Source organism: Achromobacter sp. 1011791174 (assembly GCF_059760925.1).
Genome location: NZ_JCBANH010000056.1, coordinates 1 through 25,005 on the forward strand (window position 1 = coordinate 1; position 25,005 = coordinate 25,005).

Below are 25,005 nucleotides of genomic sequence, written 5' to 3' on the forward strand. Positions count from 1 at the left end.
CCGGGTGTCGCGGGCCGGGCCACAGGGACCCGGCCGGACTTACTTGACGATGGTCAGGCGCGGGCGCTTGGGCTCGTCGCCGCCGGTGTCGTCGCCGGACGGCGATGCGGCATCGGCGGTGCCCTCTTCGGCCGGCTCGGCCGTGCCTTGCGCGCCAGCGGCCGGCGGCTCGTAGGGCTGCACTTCGAAGCCCATGCCGGCGCCGGTCTCGCGCGCGTAGATGGCGCTGACGGCGCCCACGGGAACGTAGACGTTCTCGGTCACGCCGCTGAAGCGGGCCTGGAATTCGATGAATTCGTTGCCCAGCACCAGGCGATTGGTGGCCAGCGTGCCCACGTTCAGCGTGATCTGGCCGTCGCGCACATGGGCCATCGGCACCATGGTGTGCTCGTCGACCTGCACGGTGATGTAGGGCGTATAGCCATTATCGGTGCACCACTCGTGCAGCGCGCGGATCAGGTACGGTTTGGTCGAAGTTTCACCCATCTGACTGCCTTAGCGACGCATGACCTTTTCCGAAGGCGTCAGCGCTTCGATGTAGGCCGGACGCGAGAAGATGCGCTCGGCGTACTTCTGCAGCGGCGCCGCATTCTTCGGCAGTTCGATGCCGTAGTGGTCCAGGCGCCACAGCAGCGGAGCCACGGCCACGTCCAGCATGGAGAATTCCTCGCCCAGCATGTACTTGTTCTTCAGCAGCATGGGAGCCAGCTGGGCCAGGCGGTCGCGGATGTTCTGGCGCGCGTTGGCCAGCTTCTTCTCGTCGGGCTTGGCGCTGCGGTCTTCCAGCGTCGAGACGTGGACGAACAGTTCCTTCTCGAAGTTGTAGAGGAACAGGCGGGTGCGGGCGCGCATGACCGGATCGGCCGGCATCAGCTGCGGGTGCGGGAAGCGCTCGTCGATGTACTCGTTGATGATGTTCGACTCGTACAGGACCAGGTCGCGCTCGACCAGAATGGGCACTTGACCGTACGGGTTCATCACCGAGATGTCTTCGGGCTTGTTGTACAGGTCGATGTCGCGGATCTCGAAATCCATGCCTTTCTCGAACAACACGAAGCGGCAGCGTTGCGAAAACGGACACGTGGTTCCGGAATAGAGCACCATCATGGCGATAAGTCCTTGTATAAAAAGCGAAAGGCCAGCGCCTTAATCTAGCAGGCGCTGGCCCCGATTGCCAGGCGGGACAGGCGGTACGGCCCTGTCCGCTGGTCCCGTCCCTATTTTCATGGGGACGGAAGCACCTGGCGGGGCGTTGCGGTTAACGTACGTGCTTCCAGTAGGAGGCGTTCAGGCGCCACATTACCAGGAAGAACAACAGCAGGAACAACATGACGCCGACGCCGAGCTGCACGCGGAAGGTCTGGACGGGTTCGGACATCCAGGCCATGAACGCGGTCAGGTCGGCCACGTCGTTGTCGTAAGTTGCGACTTGGGCCGGGTTGGCGGCCTTGAATTTAGCTTCAAACGTGGCGTGGCCGTGGTAATTCGCCACCGGCTCGGCCTTCACGTTTGCAAAACCTTGAGCATCGTACACCGTCGTGACCTTTTCCCAGGTCTTGGGCTCGCCTTCCTTGCCCTCGACTTCGTGCATGGCCACCGTGGTCAGCTCGCGCGGACCCTGGCGTTCCCATAGCGCGTGGGGCATGCCCACGGCCGGGAAGACCAGGTTGTTCCAGCCCGTGGCGCGCGAGGTGTCGCGGTAGAACGTGCGCAGATAGGTGTAGATGTAGTCCGAGCCCGAGGGACCGGCGTTCACCGACTTGGCCCGCGCGATCACGGACAGGTCCGGCGGCGTGGTGCCAAACCACTTCTTGGCGTCCTTGGCCGTCATGGCGACGTGCATCATGTCGCCGACCTTCTCGCCGGTGAACAGCAGGCTTTCCTTGATCTGCTGGTCGGTCAGGCCGATGTCCCGCAGCTTGTTGTAGCGCATCGAGGACGCGCTATGGCAGTTCAGACAGTAGTTGACGAACAGCTTGGCCCCATTTTGCAGCGAGGCGACGTCATTGACGCGGTACGGGGCTTTTTCCAGGGGGAAGCCGCCCTCCGCGGCGAAAGTGGCGGTGCACGTGAGCATCATCAATGCCACGGCGCCAATCAGCTTCTTGATCATGGTCGGTCCGTTATCTCGTGGGCTCAGTGGGGCTGGAACGTGACGCGCTCGGGCACGGGCTTGAACGTGCCCAGGCGGCTCCAGACCGGCATCAGGAAGAAGAATGCCAGGTACAGCAGCGTGCCGATCTGCGACGTCAGGTTCAGCGGCGGGCTGGGCGGCTGCGTGCCGATGTAGCCCAGGACGAGGAAGTTGACCATGAAGATGCCGTAGATCCACTTGTGCCAGGTCGGGCGGTAGCGGATCGACTTGACCGGCGAATGGTCCAGCCACGGGAGGAAGAACAGGATGACCACGGTGCCGCCCATGGCGACCACGCCCCAGAACTTGGCGTCGATCGCGCGCAGCAGCACGGCCACGACGATCAGGATGCCGGGGACGGCGACGCGCAGGATGCCCTTCAGGTTGCTCTTGACCAGCAGCGCGATGGCGCCCAGCACGGACGCGCCCGCCAGCACCCAGGTGAACTCGTCGGTGGTGGCGCGCAGCATGGAGTAGAACGGCGTGAAGTACCAGACCGGCGCGATGTGCGGCGGCGTCTTCAGCGAGTCGGCGGGAATGAAGTTGTTGAACTCCAGGAAGTACCCGCCCATTTCCGGCGCGAAGAACACGATGGCCGCGAACACCAGCAGGAAGCCCGCCACGCCCACCAGGTCATGCACGGTGTAGAACGGGTGGAACGGGATGCCGTCCTTCGGGCGGCCGTACTTGTCCTTCGGGCCCTGCTTGATCTCGACGCCGTCCGGGTTGTTCGAGCCGACTTCGTGCAGCGCCACCAGGTGGGCGGCGACCAGGCCGACCAGCACCAGCGGGATGGCGATGACGTGGAAGGCGAAGAAGCGGTTCAGCGTGGCGTCGGACACGACGTAGTCGCCGCGGATCCAGATCGACAGCTCGGGACCGATGAACGGGATGGCGGCGAACAGGTTCACGATCACCTGGGCGCCCCAGTAGGACATCTGGCCCCAGGGCAGCAGGTAGCCGAAGAAGGCTTCCGCCATCAGACAGAGGAAGATCGCGACGCCGAAGATCCAGACCAGTTCGCGCGGCTTGCGGTACGAACCGTAGAGCAGCCCGCGCAGCATGTGCAGGTAGACCACGACGAAGAACATCGAGGCGCCGGTCGAGTGCATGTAGCGCACCAGCCAGCCCCACGGGACTTCGCGCATGATGTATTCAACGGACTGGAACGCGCGTTCGGCGTCCGGCTTGTAGTGCATGACCAGGAAGATGCCGGTCACGATCTGCAGCACCAGCACCAGCAGTGCCAGCGATCCGAAGAAATACCAGAAGTTGAAATTCTTCGGCGCGTAGTATTCAGACAGATGGGCTTTCCAGGTGGACGTCACCGGAAAGCGCCGGTCCAGCCAGCCCAGCAGGCCTGTTGTCTCGACGGTTTTCTCGCCAGCCATGTAACGGCTCCTTCTCTCACGTGGCGTATTGTTTTACTTACGCAATTCGGGAATGAAAGCGCGACGCGGGCGTCAGGCTTTGTTGTCTTCGTCGACGCCCACGATGATGCGGGTGTCGCTCAGATACTGGTACGGCGGAACTTCGAGGTTGTCGGGCGCGGGCTTGTTCTTGTAGACGCGGCCGGCCAGGTCGAACGTGGAGCCGTGACACGGACAGAGGAAGCCGCCCTGCCAGTTGGCGCCCATGCCGCCGCCGCCGCCCGTTTCGAAGTGAGCGGTGGGCGAGCAGCCGAGGTGGGTACAGATGCCGACGCAGACGAAGATCTCGGGCTTGCGCGAGCGGCCTTCGTTTTCGGCGTATTTGGGCGTGAAGCCGGGGCGCTTGGAGTTCGGATCGGCCAGCAGCGCGTCCTGGGATTTCAGGCCGGCGAGCTGTTCGGGGGAGCGGTGGATGATCCACACGGGCTTGCCGCGCCATTCCACCGTCTTCATCGCGCCGACGGGGATGTCGCCGATGTCCACTTCCACGGGAGCGCCGGCGGCGCGGGCCTTTTCCGAGGGGGAAAACGTGCTGACCAGCGGCACGGCTGTTGCTACACCTGCTACGCCACCGACAGCACAGGCGGTGGTTACCCAGAAACGTCGCGAAGGATCGGGCGGCAGATTGGGGTCAACCGCACCGTCATCGTCGTCATGCACCAGCGTATCCTGACTCATCTTCCTATCCTTGTTGATGCGCCCGCTCTACGAGTAGCATCACTTCTGCGGCATCGGGTTCGCGGGAAAATGTAACAACATAGCAACCGCGTATTATAGCGTCGCCCATTCTAGGGCGTATCACGAAGGGAGTGCTATTTATGAGCAAAGCGGGTGGTTTTATCAAAGAGTTCCGAGATTTCGCCGTCAAGGGCAACGCGGTCGACCTGGCCGTCGGTGTCATCATTGGCGCGGCGTTCGGCAAGATTGTCGACTCGCTGGTCAAGGACATCGTGATGCCGCTGGTCAACTTCCTGCTGGGCGGCTCGGTCGATTTCTCGAACAAGTTCCTCGTCCTCTCCATGCCTGCCGGCTATAACGGTCCGATGACCTACGCCGATCTCACCAAGGCCGGCGCCAACGTCTTCGCCTGGGGCAACTTCGTCACCATCATCATCAACTTCGTGTTGCTGGCGTTCGTGATCTTCTGGATGGTCAAGGCCATCTACAAGGCGCGCGCCAAGTCCGAGGAAGTGCCGGCCGCGCCCGCCGCCACGCCGGAAGACGTGGCCCTGCTGCGTGAAATCCGCGATCTGTTGAAGAAACCCTGACCCGAAGCCCGACCCGCGCCGCCGCGGTTCGGGATCCGCGCTCCAACGGATCCCGGGCCGTGGCAAGCGGACATTCCCGCCGGCGCCACGCCGGCCTGCGCTGAACGATCCGCCAGTTTGTTCTATTGCGCAGCCATTTGCCGCTCGACGCGGCGCGCGAACATGGCGAAGCTTGCCCGCACGATGCTCGGCTTGAGCAGGAAATCGTGCGATTCGGCGGCCAGCGCATCATCCACCGGTTTCACCTCCCCGTAAGCGGCGGCCGCCAGAAGCTGGTTGCGGGCCGCGCGCTCGATCAGCACGGAAAGGTAGAGCGCTTCCTCGATGCAGGAGCCGGCCGCCAGGAAACCGTGGTTCGCCAGCAGGATGCTGCGCTTGTCGCCCAGCGCCGCGGAGATGATCTCGCCTTCCTGCTCGGCGATGGGCAGGCCGGGCCATTCCTTCAGGTGGGCGCAGTCGTTGTGGAACGGCGTCGCGTCCATGTGCGCGACCACCAGCGGCTGGCCCGTCATGGACAGGGTCGAGACATGCGGCGGGTGTGTGTGGATGATGCATTGCACGTCGGGGCGCTGCCGGTACACCCAGAAATGAAAGCGCACGGCGGGGTTGGGCGTGCCGGGTCCGTCCAGCACTTCCATGTTCTCGTTGATGCGGATGACCGAGGCCGGGACGATCTCGTCGAACGCGTGGGCCATGGGTGTCGTCAGGAACGTCCCGTCGTCCTGGCGCACGGTGATCTGGCCCGCGAGGGTTTCCGAATGGCCTTCGCTGGCGAGAACGCGGCAGCTCAGGGCCACCTTTTCCTTCTCGTCCCAGTTTCCGAAGTCGAGCTTGTTCGCGGAGCGCGCAAAGAAGGCGTCGGCATGGGCTTGTTTTTCCAGCATGGGGTCTCCTTGGGGATAATGGCTCCATTACACGCCCGCCCCGCCGCCGCGCGATTGACCGATCACGAACGCCGGTTGACCCCATGCGACAGCACGGGCGCTTTGCCGGCCGTCGCCGGCCAGTACGACAGAGTGTTCCGAGCATGCCACGAGCCCGCCAGACCATGCCTCCGCCCGCCCGGCCCGCCGGGCCCGAGGCGGACCTCAACTTCGCGCCCCGGTTCCGGCCTTTCTATGCGCAGGAGGTGGCCGGATACGAGCGTGAACTGGACAAGCTGGTTCTGCCGGGCGAGTTCCGTGCGCTGACCGAGCATCCCCGGCTGCAGTTGCAGGCCTGCAGGCTGCGCGCGGGCGGACGGGTGGTGAGCCTGGAGTCCACGCCGATCGCCGTGCAGCATCGCGCGGAACATGCCGCAGACCTGCAACACGCCGAGTTTCTGGCGAGCTTCGTGATCGCGGGGCACGGCGTCATCGTCCAGAACGAGGCTACCCTGCCCCTGGAGCCCGGCGACATCATTTTCCGCACGACCGCCCTGCCGTCCGAGATCCGGATGTACACCGATTCGCGCATCGTGGTGGTCAAGGGGCCGCTATCTCGCCTGCTCGGCGCGCATAGCCTGGCGATGTCCCAGTTCACCGCGCAGCGCGGCGTGGCCAGCCTGCCGTTGGTGCAGACCGCGCATCGCTGCCTGCGCCATGTGTTCTTCGACAAGACGGAATCCAATCCCGTGTCGTCGCTCTTCGCTGAGCAGGCGCTGTTGGCGCTGCTGGCCTCGATCTACACCAGCCAGGCGCTGGAGAAGATCCCGGGCGACGCACGGGCCCCGGCCGACAACTGGCAGGTGCTGGCCAGCTACATCGATGCCCATATCACCGATCCGGAACTCTCGGTGCAGGCCGTGGCGGATGTGCTGCGCGTCACCACGCGCTGGGTGCACCGGCTGTTCAAGACGCGCTCGCTGCAATACACCGGCTACGTGCGCGAGCGCCGCTTGCAGCTGGCTCGGGAGGCGCTGGAGGATCCACGGCGCGCTCACGTCGAAATCAAGGAAATCGCCGCGTCCTGCGGTTTCCTGCATGCGAGCCATTTCATCCGCCGCTTTCATGAACGCTTCGGTATGTCGCCCGCCCTGTACCGCAAGCAGGCCGGCAGCGGCGGCGCGTAGCCGCGCGCTTTCGGTCAGCCGTGGCGCAGGTCCTGCGGCGTGGGTTTCATGAGAAACGCCGAGGTGCCCGCGACGACGCCGAGGAACGCCAGGTAGATGCCCACGGGAAGAATGCTGCCGAACTTCTGAACCAGCGTGGCCGAGATCAGGGGCGCCAGGCCGCCGCCGATGGCGGCGGAGAACTGGACCCCGATGGACAGCCCGGAATAGCGCAGTTCCGCGGGGAACTGGGCGCTGTAAAGACTGGACTGCGGCGCGATCATGATGGCGTAGTTGAATGCCATGGCGACGAAGACGGCCAGGCTGTATGCCACCAGCGAGCCGCTGCCCACCGCGAGAAAAATAGGAATGGCCATCAGTCCCAGCAGCATGCCGCCCCAGCCACAGACGCGGCGCGCGCCGATGCGGTCGCCCAGCATGCCGAACAGCGGAATGGTGAACATCAGCACGCCGGCGCCGTAGAGCAGGGCATGCAGCGCGTCGGCCCGGCTGAAACCCAGTTTCGATACGGCATAGGACACCGAGAACACCAGGAAGGTATAGATCAGCGTCACCTCGGCGATCTTGCAGCCTATGCACAGCAGCAGCGACTTGCCGTGGGCGCGCAGCAGTTCGCGCAGAGGCATCTTGTCCTCCAGCGGCTGCCTGGCCCGTGCCCTGTCGCGCTTTACGGCCTCGAACTCCGGCGATTCGTCGATGCCGTGGCGGATGAACAGGCCGACGACGATGAGCACGGCGCTGGCGAGGAACGGCAGGCGCCAGCCCCAGGACAGGAAATCTGCTTCCGGCAGCCGCGTCACCAGCGCGAACGAGCCCACGGACAGCAGGATGCCCAGTGGCGCGCCCACCAGCGGCAGGCTGCCGAAGAAGGCCTTCCATTTCGGCGGCGCGTGTTCCACCGCCATCAGCATGGCTCCGCCCATTTCGCCGCCGAACGACAGGCCCTGTCCGATGCGCAGGACGACCAGCAGCACCGCCGCGGAGATGCCGATCTGTTCATAGGTCGGCAGCAGTCCGATGAGCACGGTGCATATGCCCATCAGCAGCAGGCTCAGCGTCAGCATGGATTTGCGGCCGATGCGGTCGCCGAAGTGGCCGAACAGGATGCCGCCAATGGGCCGCGCCAGCATGCCGCTGGCGAACGCGCCGAAGGCCGCGAGCGTGCCCGTCACCGGATCGAACTGCGGGAAGAAGATCTTGTTGAATACCAGCGCGGCTGCGGTGCCGTAGGCGAGGAAGTCGAAGGCTTCCACCGCGGTGCCGATGACCGTTGCGACGGCGACCCGGAACAGGTTCGGTTTCTTGTGGGGGCGGGCAATGGGCTCCGCGGCCTGAGTGGCGTCCATGTTGTCTCCTCTTGGTTTGTCGTTGTGTTTGTCGTCGCGGCGTTCATGCGCCTGGCGGTACGTAGCCCGGCAACTGCTGGATGCGTCCGCGCCACGCGGCGATGGCGGGATAGGCGCAGAGGTCGATGGCGGCTTCCTCGGCCAGCGCCAGATAGCCATGGCAGGCGATGTCGGCCACCGTGGGCGCATCGGAGCCGGCCAGCCAGTCGTGCGCGGCAAGATGCTTGTCCATGCGGCGCAACACGCGTTCGGTGCGGCGCCGCATGCCCGGCATGTCCAGCAGCGCTTCGTCCACGCCCAGGTGGTGCGCGGCTTCGGCCTTGCTCACGACATGCGTCAAGCGCAGCGCTTGCAGGCTGTTGGCGATCTCGTTGGCGGAGACGGATATCCAGGCGTACATGGCGCCGATGCGGGGCAGCGGCGCCAGCCAGGCGGGGGCGTAGTGATGCGCCAGGTGCAGCAGGATGGCGTGGCTGTCCCAGAGTGCGGTGTCGCCGTCGACCAGCGCTGGAATCTGCTGGAAGGCGCTGATGCGCTCGAATTCCTCGGTCTGGTTCTTGCGCGCCAGCACGTCCATGAACCTGCGTTCATAGTCCATGCCGATGAGCGCAAGGAACAGCCGGACTTTGTAGCAGTTGCCGGAGCGTGGGTGGTCGTGGAGGATCAGCATGCGGTGTGTTCCGGGTCGTGGGGCCCGCCAGATAGCGCCTGGCCGTGGGTGGCTGCATGGAATGCTAGGACCGTCGGCTGGCGCCGGAATTGACGTGGAGAGAACCGCGATTGACCAGATGCGACGCGGCGCCGCCGCATTGATCGCATCCCCTGGTTTTCCCGGATCGAAACATGGCTGATTCGGCAGGGGCTGGGTGGAATGCGCCGGACCTGCGCCGCCATGCGCCGAGCGGGCAAGTCGTCGCGGTAGGGGACGTTGCAATGAAAACGCCCCCTTGCGGGGGCGGATCGGGGGGCGGATCGCGCGGCGCGATGCCTACGCAGGATTGTCGATGTCGACGAACTCGACCTTGATGCCGAAGCGCTCGGCCACGGCCTGTCCCAGCGCCTGGACGCCGTAGCGCTCGGTGGCATGGTGGCCCGCGCCGATGAAGCCCACGCCGGTCTCGCGCGCCAGGTGCACGGTGGATTCGGAGACCTCGCCCGTGATGTAGGCGGTGGCGCCGGCGTCCACCGCGTCGGCCAGCATGCCCTGCGCGCCGCCGGTGCACCAGGCCACGCGGCCCAGCGGCTGGGCGGGATCGCCCACCACCAGCGGCTCGCGGCCCAGGCGTTCGCGCACGCGCGCGGCCAGGTCGCCCAGCGTGGCCAGGCCGGGGGCGTCGCCCAGCCAGACGAGATTGTCCTGCCCACAGGTGCGCGGCGCGCCGTCGTCGCGCAGCGACGGCGCCAGGCCCAGCACGCGTGCCAGCTGGGCGTTGTTGCCCAGCTGCGGATGGGCGTCCAGCGGCAGGTGGTAGGCGTACAGGTTCAGGTCGTTGTTCAGCGCCAGCGCCATGCGGGTGCGGCGAGTGCCGATGACGCGGCGGTCCTCGTTGCGCCACATCCAGCCGTGATGGACCAGCACCGCGTCCGCGCCGCGCTCGACAGCCACGCGCAAGAGCGCCTCGCTGGCGGTGACTCCGGTGATAATGTGTCCGATCTCGGAACGGCCTTCCACCTGCAGCCCGTTGGGGCAGTAGTCCTTGAATCGGGGGGCCTGCAGGGTGTCGTCCAGCCAGTCGGCCAGGACGCGGGAATCCACTTTTTGCATTGCTAGTCCTATCAGAAACATGCGCCGATATTGGCTGATCTTCGCTCAGGCCGTCACGGTCTGCCTGGGTATTCTATTCGTCGTCACCACCTTGCGGCCCGACCTGCTGCGACTGGCGGGGCCGGCGGCCGCGCCGGCCGTCCAGGCCGCGGTGCCCGCCGGGCCGCCGGCGACGCGCGCCGCCGCGCTGGCGTCCTATGCGGATGGCGTGGCCCGCGCCGCGCCGTCCGTGGTCAACGTCTACACGACCAAGCTCGTGAACGTGCCGCTGATCCCCCTGCCGGACGATCCCATCCTGCGCCAGCTGTTCGGCAACATGCCCGGCGCCAGCCACCAGCAGGCCACCACCAGCCTGGGCTCGGGCGTGATCGTGAGTCAGGACGGCTTCGTGCTGACCAATTATCACGTGGTGCAGGCGGCCGAGGCCATCGAGGTGGCGCTGGCCGACGGTCGCAAGGACAGCGCCAAGGTGGTGGGCGCCGATCCGGACACGGATCTGGCGGTGCTCAAGCTGGGCAGTCTGCGCAACCTGCCCACCGCCGTGCTGGCGCCCGACAAGGGGCTGCGCGTGGGCGACGTGGTGCTGGCGATCGGCAATCCGTTCGGCGTGGGCCAGACCACGACGCAGGGCATCGTGTCGGCGCTGGGCCGCAACGGGCTGGGCCTGAACACCTATGAGCATTTCATCCAGACCGACGCGGCCATCAACCCCGGCAATTCGGGCGGCGCGCTGGTCGACGCCCAGGGCAGCCTGGTCGGCATCAACACCGCGATCTATTCGGAATCCGGCGGTTCGATGGGCATCGGCTTCGCCACGCCCATCGACATCGCCCGCAGGGTCATGGACGAAATCGTCAAGACCGGCCAGGTCAAGCGTGGCTGGCTGGGCATCGAACCGCAGGACATCACGCCCGAACTGGCGCGTGCGTTCCAGCTCGAGCGCGACGCCGGCGGCGTGATCATCGCCGGCGTGCTGCGCGACGGCCCGGCGGCCCGCGCCGGCCTGCGCGTGGGCGACATCGTGCAATCGGTGAACGGCAAGCCCATGACCAGCACCAATGGCCTGCTGGCCGAGATCGCGCAGCTGCCGACCGGCGAGCGCGCCAGGCTGGGCCTGCTGCGCGGCGGCAAGCGCAGCGAGCTGGAGGTCGTGGTGGGCACGCGGCCGGGCCGGCCGCGCTAGGGATGGTCGTGGCAGCGATGGGAGCGTCGTTTGGACGGTGCGTCCTGGCCGCTCAGCGGTGCGCGTGGCGCACGCACGCCGGGAGAGCATGCAAGGCCTCCCGCCAGGCAGACGTCTAGTTCGCGGGCCGGCCGTCGAGCAGGATGCGGACCACGGTCAGCACCTGCTTCTTGGTGGCGTCGGGGCGGCTGCGCAACAGCGCGCAGATCTCGGTGCAATAGCCGTCGCCCGGCTGGGCCGCGTCTTGCAGCACATGCGGCGGGGCCGCGCGATCACCGGGTCCGGAGGCGGGGGTCACGCCGTCGGTCAGCCACACGGCGCTGGTGTCCAGCGCCTTGGCCAGACGCAGCACCGTGCGGCGGTCGGGCCAGTAGTGGTCTCCGCGATTGAGGATGCGATGGATGCAGGACTGCGGCACGCCGGAAATGCGGGCCAGCTGGTTTTGGCTTTTGATGCCGCGCCACCGCATCAGGGCGCTCAGGCGTTGGGCTAGGGACATGAGTGCAATGTAGGATTGCAGTCATGTCCCCGCAAGGTGAAACGGTCTTACTTCAGTGGCGTTCGGTGAGGGAATCCGATGCCGGATCGTCCTCTGCGGCGCGCCTGGGCGAGACCATGCGGGCGCAGATCAGGCCGACCTCGTACAGCAGGCACAGCGGCACGGCCAGCATGAACTGGCTGACCACGTCGGGGGGGGTGACCACCGCCGCGATGATGAAGGCGCCCACCACCACGTAGCCGCGCGCGGCCTTGAGCTTGGACAGCTCGACCACGCCCATCTTGACCAGCAGCACCACGGCCACGGGCACCTCGAAGGTGATGCCGAAGGCCAGGAACATGGTCATGACGAAGCTCAGGTAGGCCTCGATGTCCGGCGCCGGCGTGATCGACTGCGGCGCGAATGTGGCGATGAAGTGGAAGACCGTGCGGAACACCACGAAATAGCAGAACGCCATGCCGGCCAGGAACAGCACCGTGCTGGAGACGATCAGCGGCAGCGCCAGCCGCTTTTCATGGCGGTACAGGCCCGGCGCGACGAAGGCCCAGGCCTGGTACAGCACCACCGGCAGCGCGATGATGAAGGCCGCCATCATGGTGACCTTGACCGGCACCATGAAGGGCGTGATGACGCCGGTGGCGATCATGCGCGTGCCCTGCGGCAGCGAGGCCAGCATGGGCTGGGCCAGCGCGTCATAGATCGGCGAGGCGCCGGGATAGATGAACAGCACGATGAACACGGCCACGATCGCGGCGGCGGCGCGCAGCAGGCGGGAGCGCAGCTCGATCAGATGGGAGATGAAGCTTTCCTGCTGGCCGTCTTCTTGTTGGGAGGCGTCCTGGGTCACGTTGGCGTTCCGGGGGGCGTGGCGGGCTTGGCGGCGGGCGCGGGTTCGCTGGCCGCCGGCGTGGCGGGCGCTGTGGCCTGTGCCGGCTCGGGGCCGAGGTCCAGGGCCAGATTGGGGTTCTGCGCGGGCGGCGCGATGGTGCGCGCGGGTTCGGTGGCGGGCTGAGCGGCAGGCGATCCTGCGGCAGGCGAACCTGCGGCAGGCGTCGGCGCGGGCAGCGCCTCGGACGCGTCGGCGGCGGGCGCTTGCGCCGCCGGCTGGCCGTTGACCTCGCGGGCCGCTTCGTCCAGCTCGGCGCGCAGCTGCTGCACCGGTTCTTCCAGCGACGCCTGGGTTTCGTGCAGCGATTTCTGCACGCCCTGGGCCGCGGTCTCCATTTCGCTCTTGAACTTGCGCAGCTCGTCGAGCTCGATCTCGCGCTGGATGTCGGACTTCACGTCGTTGACGTAGCGCTGCGCGCGGCCCAGCAGGTGGCCGACGGTGCGGGCCACCTTGGGCAGGCGTTCGGGGCCGATGACGATCAGGGCGACGACGCCGATCACCATCAGTTCAGTGAGGCTGACATCAAACATGCGATGGCCGCTCGGAAAGAAAAGCTGGGCGGGCCGGCCTGGGCGCGGCCCGGAGGGAAAGCCGCGAGGGCTCAGGAATTGGACTTTTCCTTGGCTTGCACGTCGATGGTCTCGCCCGAGACGCGCTGCTGCGCGATGGGTTCGGCGGGCTTGTCACCGCCGTTGGCGTCCTTCATGCCTTCCTTGAAGCCCTTGACCGCGCCGCCCAGGTCGGACCCGATGTTGCGCAGTTTCTTGGTGCCGAAGATCAGGGCCACGATGACCAGGACGACCAACCAATGCCAAATGCTAAAGCTACCCATGACGGTTTCTCCGTGTTACGCAGTGGGGGCCGCGCGTCCTTTCCAGGGCCGCGCGCCGCCAAGAATGTGGAAATGCAGATGCGGGACTTCCTGGCCGCCTTCGACGCCAGAATTGATCATGATGCGAAATCCGCCATCGGGGCCCGGGTTGCAGCCGTTCTCGGCCGCGAGCTTCGGAACCAGTGCCATCATTCTACCCAACCAGACTGCGTCCTCACCCGTAATATCCTGCATGGATATGACATGACGTCGAGGGATCAGCAAAAGATGCACCGGCGCGGCCGGATTGATGTCGTGAAAGCACAGGAAGTCTTCGTCTTCGTAGACTTTCTTGGCCGGGATCTCGCCCGCGGCGATCTTGCAGAAGATACAGTTGGCGCTCATTTTTCCGGTTTCCGTCTTCAATCCTTGGGGCGGCTGGCCTTTTCCGCCAGGCCGGACAACCCTTCGCGGCGCGCCAGCTCGGCCAGCACGTCCTCGGGGCGCAGCTTGAAATGGGTCAGCGCGACCAGGCAGTGGAACCACAGGTCGGCGGTCTCGCTGACGATGCGCTCCGGCACGCCGTCCTTGGCGGCCATGACCAGCTCGGTGGCTTCTTCGCCGATCTTCTTCAGGAAGGCGTCGGGCCCCTTGGCCAGCAGCCTGGCGGCGTAGGACGCTTGCGGATCGCCGCCATTCTCGGGGCGGCGGGTTTCCAGGGTGTCGGCGACGCGGGCGAGCACGTCGCCCGCGTTTAGTTGGGTGGCGGTCATTTGTAGATATGCTCGGGGTCTTTCAGCACCGGGTCCACGGTGATCCAGGCGGCCTCGTCGGCGCGGCCTTCCAGGCGGCGGTAGAAGCAGCTGGCGCGGCCGGTATGGCAGGCGATGCCGCCTTCCTGGTGGATCTTCAGCAGCACCACGTCGCCATCGCAATCCAGGCGCAGCTCGTGCACCTGCTGCACATGGCCGGATTCCTCGCCCTTGCGCCACAGGCGCTGGCGCGACCGCGACCAGTACACGGCGCGGCCCGTCGCGGCCGTCTCGGCCAGCGATTCGCGGTTCATCCAGGCGACCATCATGATCTGGCCGTTCTCGGCATCCTGCGCGATGGCGGGAATCAGGCCGTCCTTGTCGAACACGACATCGGCCAGCCAGGCGGGTTCATTGCTCATGTCATTCATCCATTGTCCTCGCGCGCCGCATGCAGCCGGCCGATCCGGCCAGCCACCGCAAGCGCCAGGGATCCATCATCTTACGGCAATACCTTGTTGCACGCGCGCCCGCCTGGTCCAAGGCGGATGGCAGCGCCCAAGCCGAATCCCGCCCGCATCCTTCCTTCGAAAGACACCCCTAACAGCAAGCGCTGCGCCACAAGCGGGGCAGCGCGGAGCCGGCTTTGCCGGTCCGCAGCTGCGCCCCTTGAGGGGAAGCGCGCAGCGCTCGGGGTGGGTCACAATCTAGTTGGGATGCCCAGCGCGGCCATGAACTGCTTGCACTCGCGCACCGTATGCTGGCCGAAGTGGAAGATGCTGGCGGCCAGCACCGCGCTGGCGCGGCCGGTGGTCACGCCGTCGGCCAGATGCTGCAGGTTGCCCACGCCGCCCGAGGCGATGACCGGCACCGGCACGGCGTCGGACACGGCGCGGGTCAGCTCCAGGTCGAAACCGGACTTGGTGCCGTCGCGGTCCATGCTGGTCAGCAGGATCTCGCCGGCGCCGTAGGCGGCCATGCGGCGGGCCCAGGTCACGGCGTCCAGGCCGGTGGCCTTGCGGCCGCCGTGCGTGAACACTTCCCAGCGTGCCGGTTCGCCCGGCTGCGACACGCGGCGGGCGTCGATGGCCACCACCACGCATTGAGAGCCATGGTAGTCGGACGCCGCGCGCACCAGTTCCGGGTTGGCCACGGCGGCGCTGTTGATGCTGATCTTGTCGGCGCCGGCGTTGAGCAGGCGCTGGATGTCGGACACCTGGCGCACGCCGCCGCCCACGGTCAGCGGGATGAAGACCTGCGAGGCCACCTGCTCGATGATGGGCAGGATCAGGTCGCGGCCGTCGCTGGTGGCGGTGATGTCCAGGAAGGTGAGTTCGTCGGCGCCCTGCTCGTTGTAGCGGCGGGCGATCTCGACGGGGTCGCCCGCGTCGGTCAGGTTGACGAAGTTCACGCCCTTGACGACACGGCCGGCCGTGACGTCAAGGCAGGGAATGATGCGGCGGGTCAGCGCGCTCTGCGCGGGCGCGCCGCCCTGCGTGCCGGAAGTGGTCATTTGGACAGCTCGTCGGCGCGCGCCTGGGCGGCCTGGAAGTCCAGCGTGCCTTCGTAGATGCTGCGGCCCAGGATGGCGCCTTCGACGCCCTCTTCCTCGACCGCGCACAGCGCCTCGATGTCCTGGATGCCGGCGATGCCGCCCGAGGCGTACACCGGGATGCGCACGTGCTGCGCCAGGCGCACCGTGGCGTCGACGTTCACGCCCGAGAGCATGCCATCGCGGCCGATGTCGGTGTAGATGATGGCTTCACAGCCGTAGTCCTCGAACTTCTTGGCCAGGTCCAGCACGTCGTGGCGCGTCAGCTTGCTCCAGCCGTCGGTGGCGATCTTGCCGTCGCGCGCGTCCAGGCCGACGATGATCTGGCCGGGGAAGGCGCCGCAGGCGTCATGCAGGAAGCCGGGGTTCTTGACGGCGGCCGTGCCGATGATGACGTAGGAAATGCCGGCGTCGAGGTAGCGCTCGATGGTGTCGAGATCGCGGATGCCGCCGCCGATCTGGACCGGCATCTCGTCGCCCACGGCATCCAGGATGGCCTTGATGGGGACTTCATTGCGGGGCTTGCCCGCGACCGCGCCGTTCAGGTCGACCAGGTGCAGGCGGCGCGCGCCCTGTTCGAGCCAGCGGGAGGCCATGGCGGCGGGGTCTTCGGAGAACACCGTTGCATCGTCCAGGTCGCCCTGGCGCAGGCGCACGCAGCGCCCGTCTTTGAGATCGATGGCGGGGATCAGCAGCATGGTAGCGAAAGAAAAAGAGTTGAACGGGCTGGAGCGGCAGGCCTGAGCCTGGGTTATGGCTGCCAGTCTACAAAATTGCGATACAGGCGCAAACCGTGTTCGGCGCTCTTTTCCGGGTGGAACTGCACCGCGAAAATGTTAGCTGCCGCCACTGCGCAGGTAAAGCTGACGCCATAATCGGTTTCACCGACGGTCAGGCCGGGATCGGCGGGATCGGCGTAATAACTATGGACGAAATAGAAGTGCGTCTCGTCGGGGATGCCGGCCCACACAGGATGAGAGCGCGTCTGGCGCACTTTGTTCCATCCCATGTGCGGCACCTTGAGCAATTCGGCGCCGGTCGGCGCGGCGCCGGCCTGGCCGGCGTCGGACGCGCAGGCCTCGCCCTCGCCCGTGACGACGGGCGCGTAGCGCGGGCCGGCGTAGCGACGCACCACGCCCGGGAAGATCCCCAGGCAGGGCGTGTCGCCTTCCTCGCTGCGGTCGAACAGCATCTGTTCGCCCACGCACACGCCCAGCAGCGGCTTGGCGCGCGCGGCGCGCTCGACCGCCTCGCGCAGGCCGGATTCGTTCAGCGTGCGCATGCAATCGGCCATGGCGCCCTGGCCGGGGAACACGACCCGGTCGGCCGCGTCGATCTCATGGGGCTGGTTGCAGATGCGGATGTCGGCGTCGGGGGCGGCGTACCGGAGCGCGCGCGCGACGGAATGGAAGTTGCCCATCCCGTAATCGACGATGGCGATAGTGGTCAATTCTGTCTGCCTGATGCGGTGCGGAAGATCGTGGACGTTACAGCACGCCCTTGGTGGACGGCACGATGTCGCCCATGCGCGGGTCGACCTCGATGGCCATGCGCAGGGCGCGGCCACAGGCCTTGAAGACCGTTTCGCACTGGTGGTGGGCATTGACGCCGCGCAGGTTGTCGATGTGCAGCGTGATCAGGGCGTGGTTGACCAGGCCCTGGAAGAATTCGCGCGTCAGGTCCACGTCGAAGTCGCCGATGCGGGCGCGGGTGAAGGGGATGTGATATTCCAGGCCCGGGCGGCCGGAGAAGTCCACCACCACGCGCGACAGCGCCTCGTCCAGCGGCACGTAGGCGTGGCCGTAGCGGCGCAGGCCGGCCTTGTTGCCGACCGCCTTGGCGATGGCCATGCCCAGCGTGATGCCGACGTCCTCGACGGTGTGATGCGCGTCGATGTGCAGGTCGCCTTCCGCCTTGATGTCCAGGTCGATCAGGCCGTGGCGCGCGATCTGGTCCAGCATGTGATCGAGGAACGGCACGCCGGTGTCGATCGTCTGCTTGCCGGTGCCGTCCAGGTTGACGGCCACGCGGATGCGGGTTTCGTTGGTGTTGCGGGTGATCTCTGCGGTACGCATGTCGGGACTCGATTAACTAAGTATTTCTTGCAGCGCGGCCAGCAGGGCGGCGTTTTCGGCGGGGGCGCCCACCGAGATGCGCAGGCAGTCCGCCAGCAGCGGGTGGGCGCCGGAGAAGTTGCGCACCAATATTTTGCGCGTTTTCAGGGCGAGATGCACGGCGTTGCCATCCATCTTGCCGGAAAAGCGGGCCAGGACGAAATTACCCGCGGAAGGGAAAACCCGCGTGCCGGGCAAGGCGGCCAGGGCGGCGGCCAGCGGGCCCCGGTCGGCGCGCAGGCGGGCGGCCTGCTCGTCCAGCACCGGCTTGTGGCGCAGCACGGCCAGCAACGCGGCCTGGGTCAGCACGTCCAGGTTGTAGGGCGGGCGCACCTTGTTCAGCTCGGAGATCCAGTCGGGGCTGCCGGCCAGGTAGCCGAAGCGCAGGCCCGCCAGTCCGATCTTGGACACGGTGCGCATGACCACCACGTTGGGCAGATCCAGCACGCGCGGCATCCAGGTGCCGTCGGCGAAGGGCTGGTAGGCCTCGTCGATCACCACCAGGCCGGGCGCGGCGTCGATCACGGCCTGGACCTGTTCGGCCGGCCACAGGCCGCCGGTGGGATTGTTGGGCACGGCCAGGAACACCAGCTTGGGCTGGTGCTCGCGGATGGCGGTCAGCATGGCGGGCAGATCCAGGGACAGGTCCTCGGTCAGCGGCACGCCGACGAAGCGGGCGTGGTCGAAGCGCGCCGCCATGTCGAAATAGACGAAGGACGGCCAGGGCGACAGCACCACATCGCCGGGGGCGCAGCAGGCCTGGATGGCGATGTGGATCAGCTCGTCCGAGCCGTTGCCGAACAGCAGGCCGGCCGCGTCCGGCACGCCGAAGGCCGCGCGCACCGCCTGTTGCAGCGCGGACAGGTCGGCGCTGGGGTAGCGGTTCAGCGGCGTGTCGCGGACGGCGCGCGCGATGTCCTCGCGCACGGCCTCGGGCAGCTCGTAAGGGCATTCCATGGCGTCCAGCTTGATGCAGCCGGTCGCCTCGGCCACCGGATAGGCGGCCAGGGCGCGGACATCGGCGCGGACGGTGGCGGCGATGCGGGCGCCGGACGGGGGCATCTGGGTGTCCTTGCCGGCGGCGGTGGCCTGGCCGCTCATGGCTGGTCCAGCCGGTACTGGGCGCTGGCGGCGTGCGCCTGCAGGCCCTCGCCCAGCGCCAGTTCGGCGGCGATCCGGCCCAGGGTCTGGGCGCCGTCGCGCGAGACCTGGATCAGGCTGGAGCGCTTCTGGAAGTCGTACACGCCCAGCGGCGAGGAAAAGCGCGCCGTGCGCGAGGTCGGCAGCACATGGTTGGGGCCGGCGCAGTAGTCGCCCAGCGCCTCGGAGCTGTAGCGGCCCATGAAGATCGCGCCGGCGTGGCGGATCTTGGCGGTCCACTGTTCCGGGTTCTCGGTGGAGATCTCCAGGTGTTCGGGGGCGATGTCATTGGCGATGCGGCAGGCTTCGTCCAGGTCGCGCACCTGGATCAGCGCGCCGCGGTTGGCCAGGCTGACGCGCAGGATGTCGGCGCGCGGCATGGTCGGCAGGAGGCGCGCGATGGCGGCCTCGACCTCGGCCAGGAAGGCGGCGTCGGGACAGAGCAGGATGGATTGGGCCAGCTCGTCGTGCTCAGCTTGCGAGAACAGGTCCATGGCGATCCAGTCGGCCGGCGTCTTGCCGTCGCAGATGACCAGGATCTCGCTGGGGCCGGCGATCATGTCGATGCCGACCACGCCGAACACGCGGCGCTTGGCGGCGGCAACGTAGGCGTTGCCGGGGCCGACGATCTTGTCCACGGCCGGCACGGTGGCGGTGCCGTAGGCCAGCGCGCCCACGGCCTGCGCGCCGCCGATGGCGAACACGCGGTCCACACCGCTGATGGCGGCCGCCGCCAGCACGATGGGGTTGCGCGTGCCGTCGGGGGTGGGCGTGACCATGACCAGTTCCGGCACGCCGGCGACCTTGGCCGGGATCGCGTTCATCAGCACCGACGAGGGATAGGCGGCCTTGCCGCCCGGCACGTACAGGCCGACGCGGTCCAGCGGCGTGACCTGCTGGCCCAGCAGCGTGCCGTCGGCCTCGGTGTAGGTCCAGGTCTCGGCGCGCTGGCGCTCGTGATAGGCGCGCACGCGGGCGGCGGCGGCCTGCAGGGCGTCGCGTTGGGCGGCCGGCAGCGCGGCCAGCGCGGCATGCCAGTCGGCCTTGGGGATCTCCAGCGCCTGGGCGCTGCCCGCCTGCACGCGGTCGAAACGCTGCGTGTATTCCAGCAGCGCGGCGTCGCCGCGGGCGCGCACGTCGGCCAGGATGCCGGCCGCGGCGCGGTCGATGGATTCGTCCTCGGCCGCCTCGAAGGCCAGCAGCTTGGACAGGGCGGACGCGAATCCGGGATCGCGGGAGTCGAGACGATTGATCAGGGCCATGGCGTCATGGGGTCAGGCGACGGCCGCCGCGCGGACGCGGCGGCCTGGGGTTAGGCATTGCGGGCGGCGGCCCGCTCGAAGGCGTCCAGCAGCGGCTGCAGGCGCGCGCCGCGGGTTTTCAGCGCGGCCTGGTTGACGATCAGGCGAGAGGAGATCGGCATGATGTCCTCGACCGCCACCAGGTCGTTGGCGCGCAGCGTGCCGCCGGTGGAGACCAGGTCGACGATGCAGTCGGCCAGGCCGACCAGCGGCGCCAGCTCCATCGAACCATACAGCTTGATGATGTCGACGTATACGCCCTTGGACGCGAAGTGTTCACGGGCTGACTGCACGTACTTGGTGGCCACGCGCAGGCGCGCGCCCTGGTGCACGGCGGCCTCGTAGTCGAAGCCCTTGCGCACGGCCACGGCCAGGCGGCACTTGGCGATGTTCAGGTCGATGGGCTGGTACAGCCCGCCGGGCTGCTGCGCGGCGTGCTCGATCAGCACGTCCTTGCCGGCGATGCCCAGGTCGGCCGCGCCGTACTGCACGTAGGTGGGCACGTCCGAGGCGCGCACGATGATCAGGCGCAGGCCGGGATCGCTGGTCGGCAGGATCAGCTTGCGCGAGCTTTCCGGATTCTCGGGCACCTCGATGCCGGCCTCGGCCAGCAGGGGCATGGTTTCCTCGAAGATCCGCCCCTTGGACAAGGCCAGGGTCAGCGGCGTGGTGGTTTCGCTCATCAAGCATTCTCCTTGCCGCTGACGCGTTGGATGTCGGCGCCCAGGGCGCGCAGTTTCAGTTCCATGCGGTCGTAGCCCCGGTCCAGGTGGTAGATGCGGTCCACCAGCGTGTCGCCGTCAGCGGCCAGGCCGGCGATGACGAGGCTGGCCGAGGCGCGCAGGTCGGTGGCCATGACGGTGGCGCCCGACAGCCTGGGCGCGCCGCGCACGATGGCGGTGTGGCCGTCGATGTCGATGTCGGCGCCCATGCGGCGCAGTTCCTGCACGTGCATGTAGCGGTTCTCGAAGATGGTCTCGACGACCACCGAGGTGCCGTCGGCCACGGTGTTCAGCGCCATCAGCTGCGCCTGCATGTCGGTGGCGAAACCGGGATATTCGTGCGTGCGAAAGCCCACGGCCCTGGGGCGCGCGGACATGGCGCCGCGGATCCAGTCGGGGCCGGTCTCGATGGTCAGGCCGGCCTCGACCAGCTTGTCCAGCGTGGCGCCGAGGATGCCGGGATCGGTGTCGCGCAGCGTGATGTCGCCGCCGGCCGCGCCCACGGCGCACAGGAAGGTGCCGGCCTCGATGCGGTCGGAGATGACGCGGTGCTCGGCGCCGTGCAGGCGCTCGACACCGTCGATCACGATGCGGTCCGTGCCGTGGCCCTGGATGCGGGCGCCCATCTTGATGAGCAGTTCCGCCAGGTCGACGATCTCGGGCTCGCGCGCGGCGTTTTCCAGGATGGTCCGGCCATCCGCCAGCACTGCCGCCATGAGCAGGTTCTCGGTGCCGGTCACGGTGACCATGTCGGTGCGGATGGAAGCGCCCTTCAGGCGCTTGGCGCGCGCCACCACGAAGCCGTGCTCGATGCTGATCTCGGCGCCCAGCGCGGCCAGGCCCTTGATGTGCTGATCCACCGGACGCTGGCCGATGGTGCAGCCGCCGGGCAGGCTGACGCGCGCCTCGCCGAACCGGGCCACCAGCGGGCCCAGCACCAGGATGGACGCGCGCATGGTCTTGACCAGTTCGTAGGGCGCTTCCAGGCTGTCGACCCGGTCGGCCTGCAGCGTGACCATGCCGTCATTGCCGCGCTCGGCGCGCACGCCCATGCGGGCCAGCAGGTTCAGCATGGTGCCGGTGTCGTTCAGGCGCGGCACGTTGGCCAGCGACAGCGCGTCGGCCGTCAGCAGGCTGGCGCACAGGATCGGCAGGGCCGAGTTCTTGGCGCCCGAGATCGAGATTTCCCCGTGCAGGCGGGCGCCGCCGGTGATGCGCAGCTTGTCCATTATTTGCCGGCCTGCCGGTATTCGTCCGGGGTCAGGGTGCGCATCGACAGCGCGTGGATCTCGGCCTTCATGCGGTCGCCCAGGGCGGCATAGACCAGTTGGTGGCGCTGGATCAGGCGCTTGCCCTCGAAGGCGGCGCTGACGATGACGGCGTCGAAATGCGAGCCGTCGCCCTGCACGTCCAGGTGGTCACAGGGCAGGCCGTCCGCGATGTATTGGCGGACTTGCGCGGGAGTGGGAAGCATGGACTTCAGTTCCTGAGTTTGTAGCCGCTGGCCAGGAGCCGCAGCGCATAGATCGAAAGCGCGAGGAACACCCCCGCCACCACCGCCAGGCTGCGCCACGGCGAGACGTCGGACACCGCGAAGAAGCCGTAGCGGAAGCCGTCGATGGTGTAGAAGATGGGGTTCCAGTGCGACACGCCTTGCCAGAAGGCGGGCAGCGTGTGGATGGAATAGAACACGCCGGACAGGAAGGTGGCCGGCATGATCAGGAAGTTCTGGAAGGCGGCGAGCTGGTCGAATTTCTCGGACCACAGGCCGGCGATCAGGCCCAGCACGCCCATGATGCCGCAGGCCAGCACGGCGAACACCGCCAGCCACAGCGGATGCGCGGGCACCAGCGAGACGAAGTAGAGCGCCACCACCCAGACGCAAATGCCGACGGCGATGCCGCGCACCACGGCGGCCAGCACGTAGGCGGCGAAGATGTCGCGGTGCGACAGCGGCGGCAGCAGCATGAACACAAGGTTGCCGGTGATGCGGCTTTGGATCAGCGACGACGACGGATTGGCGAAGGCGTTCTGCAGCATGCTCATCATCATGAGCCCGGGAATCAGGAACGCGGTGTACGGCACGCTGCCGTAGACCATGACCCGACCTTCGAGCACGTGGGCGAACACCAGCAGGTACAGCAGCGCGGTGATGACCGGCGCGGCGATGGTCTGGAAGCTGACCTTCCAGAAGCGCAGCAATTCCTTGCGCAGCAGGGTCGGAAAGCCCGAGCCCGCGTCCAGGCGGGGCTGCACCAGCGGTTGGCTGGCGGGCGCGGCGGGTTGGGTCATTGCGGGGTCCCTACGGGTTGCGGGCTGTGGACGGCGGGGGCGTCGTCCTGATGCATGATGCGCACGAAGGCGTCTTCCAGGTCCACGCCGCCCACGCGCGCCAGCAGCGCCTGGGTGGTGTCCAGCGCCACGACGCGGCCGCCCTTGAGCATGGCGATGCGGCCGCACAGGGCCTCGGCCTCTTCCAGGTAGTGCGTGGTCAGCATGATGGTGTGGCCGGCCTTGTTCAGGCGCGAGATGAATTCCCACAGCGTGCGGCGCAGGTCCACGTCCACGCCGGCGGTGGGCTCGTCCAGCACGATCACGGGCGGGCGGTGCACCAGCGCCTGCGCCACCAGCACGCGGCGCTTCATGCCGCCGGACAGCGCGCGCATGTTGGAGTTGGCCTTGTCGGCCAGCCCCAGGTTGAACAGGATCTCGTCGATCCAGTCGTCGTTCTTGCGCAGGCCGAAATAGCCCGACTGGATGCGCAGCGTCTCGCGCACGGTGAAGAACGGGTCGTAGACCAGTTCCTGCGGCACCACGCCCAGCGCCCGTCGCGCCGATTTGTAGTCGGCCACGACGTCGTAGCCACAGACCGAGGCGCGGCCGGAGGTGGCGTGCGCCAGGCCGGCCAGAATGGAGATCAGCGTGGTCTTGCCGGCGCCGTTGGGGCCCAGCAGGCCGAAGAACTCGCCGTGCTCGATGCGCAGGCTGACGTCGTTCAGGGCCTGGAAGCCCGGCCCGGGCGCGCGGCCGAACAGCCTGCCCAGGCCGCGCGAGCGCGGCGCATATATTTTGGATACGTTTTCGAGGCTGACTGCGGACATGGCGGCGGGGTCGGCGGTTTGCCGGGGGACCAGGGGCTGACCAGGGATGACCAGAGGGGTGACCAAGTTTGCGGGCGCGCAGGAGCGTCCGGCAAAGCGCGAATCGGTCATTATATATACGCATGGCGGCGCGACGCGCCTATGGCCACGTGGTGGACCGGGGCGTTCCGGGCTTATGCGTCCCCTTATTGCCCCATCCTGGCATTGCGCTGAAACGCGCGGCGTCATCGCGCGGCACGGGAGCGAAAAAAAAGCCCGGCGCGCCGCGAGGACATGCCGGGCTGGCTGAGGCCGGAGCCGGCCGCCTATTGGTTGCGCTGGTTCAGCGCCTGAATCAGGCCGTCGATGCCGTTCTGGTTGATCTGCTGCGCGAACTGGTTGCGGTAGTTCTCGATCAGCCAGATGCCCTCGACGTTCATGTCGTAGATCTTCCAGCCTTGCGGCGTCTTTTCCAGGCGGTAGTCCACGCCCACCGGCGCGGCGTTGGTCTGGCTGATCTGCGTGCGCACGACCACGTCGTCGCCATCCAGGCTGCCGCGGCTCGGCACCAGCGTGACCTTGGTGTTGTTGTCGACCCGCGTCAGCGCGCCGCTATAGGTGCGCACCAGCGTGCCGCGGAAGGCCTCGGCCAGATCGTGCTTCTGCTTGTCGTTGGCCTGGCGCCAGTAGCGGCCGGCGGCCAGGCGGGTCGTCTTCTGGAAGTTCACGTAGGGCAGGATGTGCTGGTCGACCACCTGGTTGATGCGCGTCGTGTTGCCGGACTTGACCGCGCCGTCGCTCTTGAGCACGGCCAGGGCCTGGTCGGCCGCGGCCAGCACGAACTTGTCGGCCGGCCCGTTGGGGTCGGGCTGGGTCTGGGCATTGGCGCCGGCGGCGGCCAGGCTCATCAGGCCGGCAACCGCCAGCCGCTTGAATGTCGAAAACAATGAAAACTGCATGAACTCTCCT

Annotated in this window: 31 protein-coding genes; 3 read left to right on the forward strand and 28 right to left on the reverse strand. The window is 67.3% G+C overall.

Annotated elements, in window-relative coordinates; genetic code table 11:
• Positions 1-39: 39 nt before the first annotated feature.
• The 5 genes from AC6LJ5_RS18820 to petA all read right to left on the reverse strand — a co-directional run bounded on the left by AC6LJ5_RS18820 (position 40) and on the right by petA (position 4,242).
• On the reverse strand, positions 40-486 hold the full coding sequence (locus AC6LJ5_RS18820; protein ID WP_103271968.1) for a ClpXP protease specificity-enhancing factor: 447 nt from the start codon (positions 484-486) through the stop codon (positions 40-42).
• 9 nt (positions 487-495) lie between these two features.
• A complete protein-coding gene (locus AC6LJ5_RS18825) occupies positions 496-1,107 on the reverse strand; it encodes a glutathione S-transferase N-terminal domain-containing protein (RefSeq protein WP_006388039.1) in 612 nt (203 codons plus the stop codon).
• Positions 1,108-1,258: 151 nt separating this feature from the next.
• Entirely contained in the window at positions 1,259-2,113 is an 855-nt protein-coding gene (locus AC6LJ5_RS18830; protein ID WP_103271969.1) for a cytochrome c1, read from the reverse strand.
• A 23-nt stretch (positions 2,114-2,136) separates the two neighbouring features.
• Entirely contained in the window at positions 2,137-3,525 is a 1,389-nt protein-coding gene (locus tag AC6LJ5_RS18835; protein ID WP_103271970.1) for a cytochrome b, read from the reverse strand.
• Positions 3,526-3,597: 72 nt separating this feature from the next.
• A complete protein-coding gene (gene petA / locus AC6LJ5_RS18840; protein WP_103271971.1) occupies positions 3,598-4,242 on the reverse strand; it encodes a ubiquinol-cytochrome c reductase iron-sulfur subunit in 645 nt (214 codons plus the stop codon).
• Positions 4,243-4,382: 140 nt separating this feature from the next.
• On the opposite strand from petA, the gene mscL reads away from it, so the two are divergent.
• Positions 4,383-4,832, forward strand: a complete 450-nt coding sequence (mscL, locus tag AC6LJ5_RS18845) for a large conductance mechanosensitive channel protein MscL (protein ID WP_103271972.1) — start codon at positions 4,383-4,385, stop codon at positions 4,830-4,832.
• A gap of 122 nt (positions 4,833-4,954) precedes the next feature.
• Here mscL and AC6LJ5_RS18850 read toward each other — a convergent pair whose 3' ends face one another.
• Positions 4,955-5,716, reverse strand: a complete 762-nt coding sequence (locus tag AC6LJ5_RS18850) for an aldolase (protein WP_498141277.1) — start codon at positions 5,714-5,716, stop codon at positions 4,955-4,957.
• A gap of 164 nt (positions 5,717-5,880) precedes the next feature.
• Between AC6LJ5_RS18850 and AC6LJ5_RS18855 the strand changes: the two genes are divergently transcribed.
• Positions 5,881-6,882 (forward strand): AraC family transcriptional regulator, encoded by a 1,002-nt coding sequence (locus tag AC6LJ5_RS18855; protein WP_233772660.1) that lies wholly within the window; start codon positions 5,881-5,883, stop codon positions 6,880-6,882.
• A 14-nt stretch (positions 6,883-6,896) separates the two neighbouring features.
• Here the strand turns inward: AC6LJ5_RS18855 and AC6LJ5_RS18860 are convergent, their stop codons facing one another.
• The 3 genes from AC6LJ5_RS18860 to AC6LJ5_RS18870 form a co-directional block, all read right to left on the reverse strand.
• The gene (locus AC6LJ5_RS18860; RefSeq protein WP_498141278.1) at positions 6,897-8,228 is read right to left on the reverse strand and encodes an MFS transporter; all 1,332 of its coding nucleotides are present in this window, start codon (positions 8,226-8,228) and stop codon (positions 6,897-6,899) included.
• A gap of 43 nt (positions 8,229-8,271) precedes the next feature.
• Positions 8,272-8,898 carry a glutathione S-transferase family protein gene (locus AC6LJ5_RS18865; RefSeq protein ID WP_498141279.1) on the reverse strand — a complete coding sequence of 209 codons (627 nt, stop codon included), beginning with the start codon at positions 8,896-8,898 and terminating at the stop codon, positions 8,272-8,274.
• Positions 8,899-9,216: 318 nt separating this feature from the next.
• Entirely contained in the window at positions 9,217-9,993 is a 777-nt protein-coding gene (locus tag AC6LJ5_RS18870; RefSeq protein ID WP_498141280.1) for a Nif3-like dinuclear metal center hexameric protein, read from the reverse strand.
• Positions 9,994-10,012: 19 nt separating this feature from the next.
• Here AC6LJ5_RS18870 and AC6LJ5_RS18875 point away from each other — a divergent pair, with 19 nt between their 5' ends.
• A complete protein-coding gene (locus AC6LJ5_RS18875; RefSeq protein WP_498141281.1) occupies positions 10,013-11,176 on the forward strand; it encodes a trypsin-like peptidase domain-containing protein in 1,164 nt (387 codons plus the stop codon).
• Positions 11,177-11,291: 115 nt separating this feature from the next.
• Here the strand turns inward: AC6LJ5_RS18875 and AC6LJ5_RS18880 are convergent, their stop codons facing one another.
• The 19 genes from AC6LJ5_RS18880 to AC6LJ5_RS18970 form a co-directional block, all read right to left on the reverse strand.
• The gene (locus AC6LJ5_RS18880; protein ID WP_498141282.1) at positions 11,292-11,675 is read right to left on the reverse strand and encodes a helix-turn-helix domain-containing protein; all 384 of its coding nucleotides are present in this window, start codon (positions 11,673-11,675) and stop codon (positions 11,292-11,294) included.
• A gap of 52 nt (positions 11,676-11,727) precedes the next feature.
• Positions 11,728-12,522: a twin-arginine translocase subunit TatC gene (gene tatC / locus AC6LJ5_RS18885; RefSeq protein WP_103271980.1), complete on the reverse strand. Its 795-nt coding sequence runs from the start codon at positions 12,520-12,522 to the stop codon at positions 11,728-11,730.
• A complete protein-coding gene (tatB, locus tag AC6LJ5_RS18890; protein WP_498141283.1) occupies positions 12,519-13,094 on the reverse strand; it encodes a Sec-independent protein translocase protein TatB in 576 nt (191 codons plus the stop codon). Before tatB ends, tatC begins: the two co-directional genes overlap by 4 nt.
• 71 nt (positions 13,095-13,165) lie before the next feature.
• Complete coding sequence (tatA, locus tag AC6LJ5_RS18895) at positions 13,166-13,396, reverse strand: Sec-independent protein translocase subunit TatA (RefSeq protein WP_088143704.1); 231 nt, start codon at positions 13,394-13,396, stop codon at positions 13,166-13,168.
• Between the two features lie 15 nt (positions 13,397-13,411).
• The gene (locus AC6LJ5_RS18900; RefSeq protein ID WP_103271982.1) at positions 13,412-13,780 is read right to left on the reverse strand and encodes a histidine triad nucleotide-binding protein; all 369 of its coding nucleotides are present in this window, start codon (positions 13,778-13,780) and stop codon (positions 13,412-13,414) included.
• A 17-nt stretch (positions 13,781-13,797) separates the two neighbouring features.
• The gene (locus tag AC6LJ5_RS18905) at positions 13,798-14,148 is read right to left on the reverse strand and encodes a phosphoribosyl-ATP diphosphatase (protein ID WP_392412470.1); all 351 of its coding nucleotides are present in this window, start codon (positions 14,146-14,148) and stop codon (positions 13,798-13,800) included.
• Positions 14,145-14,549, reverse strand: a complete 405-nt coding sequence (hisI, locus tag AC6LJ5_RS18910) for a phosphoribosyl-AMP cyclohydrolase (RefSeq protein WP_103271984.1) — start codon at positions 14,547-14,549, stop codon at positions 14,145-14,147. Before hisI ends, AC6LJ5_RS18905 begins: the two co-directional genes overlap by 4 nt.
• A gap of 278 nt (positions 14,550-14,827) precedes the next feature.
• The gene (gene hisF / locus AC6LJ5_RS18915; protein ID WP_498141284.1) at positions 14,828-15,640 is read right to left on the reverse strand and encodes an imidazole glycerol phosphate synthase subunit HisF; all 813 of its coding nucleotides are present in this window, start codon (positions 15,638-15,640) and stop codon (positions 14,828-14,830) included.
• Positions 15,637-16,377, reverse strand: a complete 741-nt coding sequence (gene hisA, locus AC6LJ5_RS18920; RefSeq protein ID WP_103271986.1) for a 1-(5-phosphoribosyl)-5-[(5-phosphoribosylamino)methylideneamino]imidazole-4-carboxamide isomerase — start codon at positions 16,375-16,377, stop codon at positions 15,637-15,639. Before hisA ends, hisF begins: the two co-directional genes overlap by 4 nt.
• Positions 16,378-16,430: 53 nt before the next feature.
• Positions 16,431-17,129, reverse strand: a complete 699-nt coding sequence (locus tag AC6LJ5_RS18925) for an imidazole glycerol phosphate synthase subunit HisH (protein WP_103271987.1) — start codon at positions 17,127-17,129, stop codon at positions 16,431-16,433.
• Positions 17,130-17,166: 37 nt separating this feature from the next.
• On the reverse strand, positions 17,167-17,754 hold the full coding sequence (gene hisB / locus AC6LJ5_RS18930; protein ID WP_103271988.1) for an imidazoleglycerol-phosphate dehydratase HisB: 588 nt from the start codon (positions 17,752-17,754) through the stop codon (positions 17,167-17,169).
• A 12-nt stretch (positions 17,755-17,766) separates the two neighbouring features.
• Complete coding sequence (gene hisC / locus AC6LJ5_RS18935; protein ID WP_498141291.1) at positions 17,767-18,855, reverse strand: histidinol-phosphate transaminase; 1,089 nt, start codon at positions 18,853-18,855, stop codon at positions 17,767-17,769.
• A 35-nt stretch (positions 18,856-18,890) separates the two neighbouring features.
• The gene (gene hisD, locus AC6LJ5_RS18940) at positions 18,891-20,195 is read right to left on the reverse strand and encodes a histidinol dehydrogenase (protein WP_103271989.1); all 1,305 of its coding nucleotides are present in this window, start codon (positions 20,193-20,195) and stop codon (positions 18,891-18,893) included.
• 50 nt (positions 20,196-20,245) lie between these two features.
• Positions 20,246-20,917 (reverse strand): ATP phosphoribosyltransferase, encoded by a 672-nt coding sequence (hisG, locus tag AC6LJ5_RS18945; RefSeq protein ID WP_212319413.1) that lies wholly within the window; start codon positions 20,915-20,917, stop codon positions 20,246-20,248.
• A complete protein-coding gene (gene murA, locus AC6LJ5_RS18950; protein WP_498141285.1) occupies positions 20,917-22,185 on the reverse strand; it encodes a UDP-N-acetylglucosamine 1-carboxyvinyltransferase in 1,269 nt (422 codons plus the stop codon). The genes hisG and murA overlap by 1 nt, the downstream gene beginning before the upstream one ends.
• A complete protein-coding gene (locus tag AC6LJ5_RS18955) occupies positions 22,185-22,430 on the reverse strand; it encodes a BolA family protein (RefSeq protein ID WP_103271992.1) in 246 nt (81 codons plus the stop codon). The genes murA and AC6LJ5_RS18955 overlap by 1 nt, the downstream gene beginning before the upstream one ends.
• Before the next feature lie 5 nt (positions 22,431-22,435).
• Positions 22,436-23,248 (reverse strand): ABC transporter permease, encoded by an 813-nt coding sequence (locus AC6LJ5_RS18960; protein ID WP_103271993.1) that lies wholly within the window; start codon positions 23,246-23,248, stop codon positions 22,436-22,438.
• Positions 23,245-24,057, reverse strand: a complete 813-nt coding sequence (locus AC6LJ5_RS18965) for an ABC transporter ATP-binding protein (protein ID WP_392412477.1) — start codon at positions 24,055-24,057, stop codon at positions 23,245-23,247. The genes AC6LJ5_RS18960 and AC6LJ5_RS18965 overlap by 4 nt, the downstream gene beginning before the upstream one ends.
• A gap of 305 nt (positions 24,058-24,362) precedes the next feature.
• Positions 24,363-24,995, reverse strand: coding sequence for an MlaC/ttg2D family ABC transporter substrate-binding protein (locus AC6LJ5_RS18970; RefSeq protein ID WP_498141286.1), 633 nt, complete (start codon positions 24,993-24,995; stop codon positions 24,363-24,365).
• Positions 24,996-25,005 lie beyond the last annotated feature (10 nt).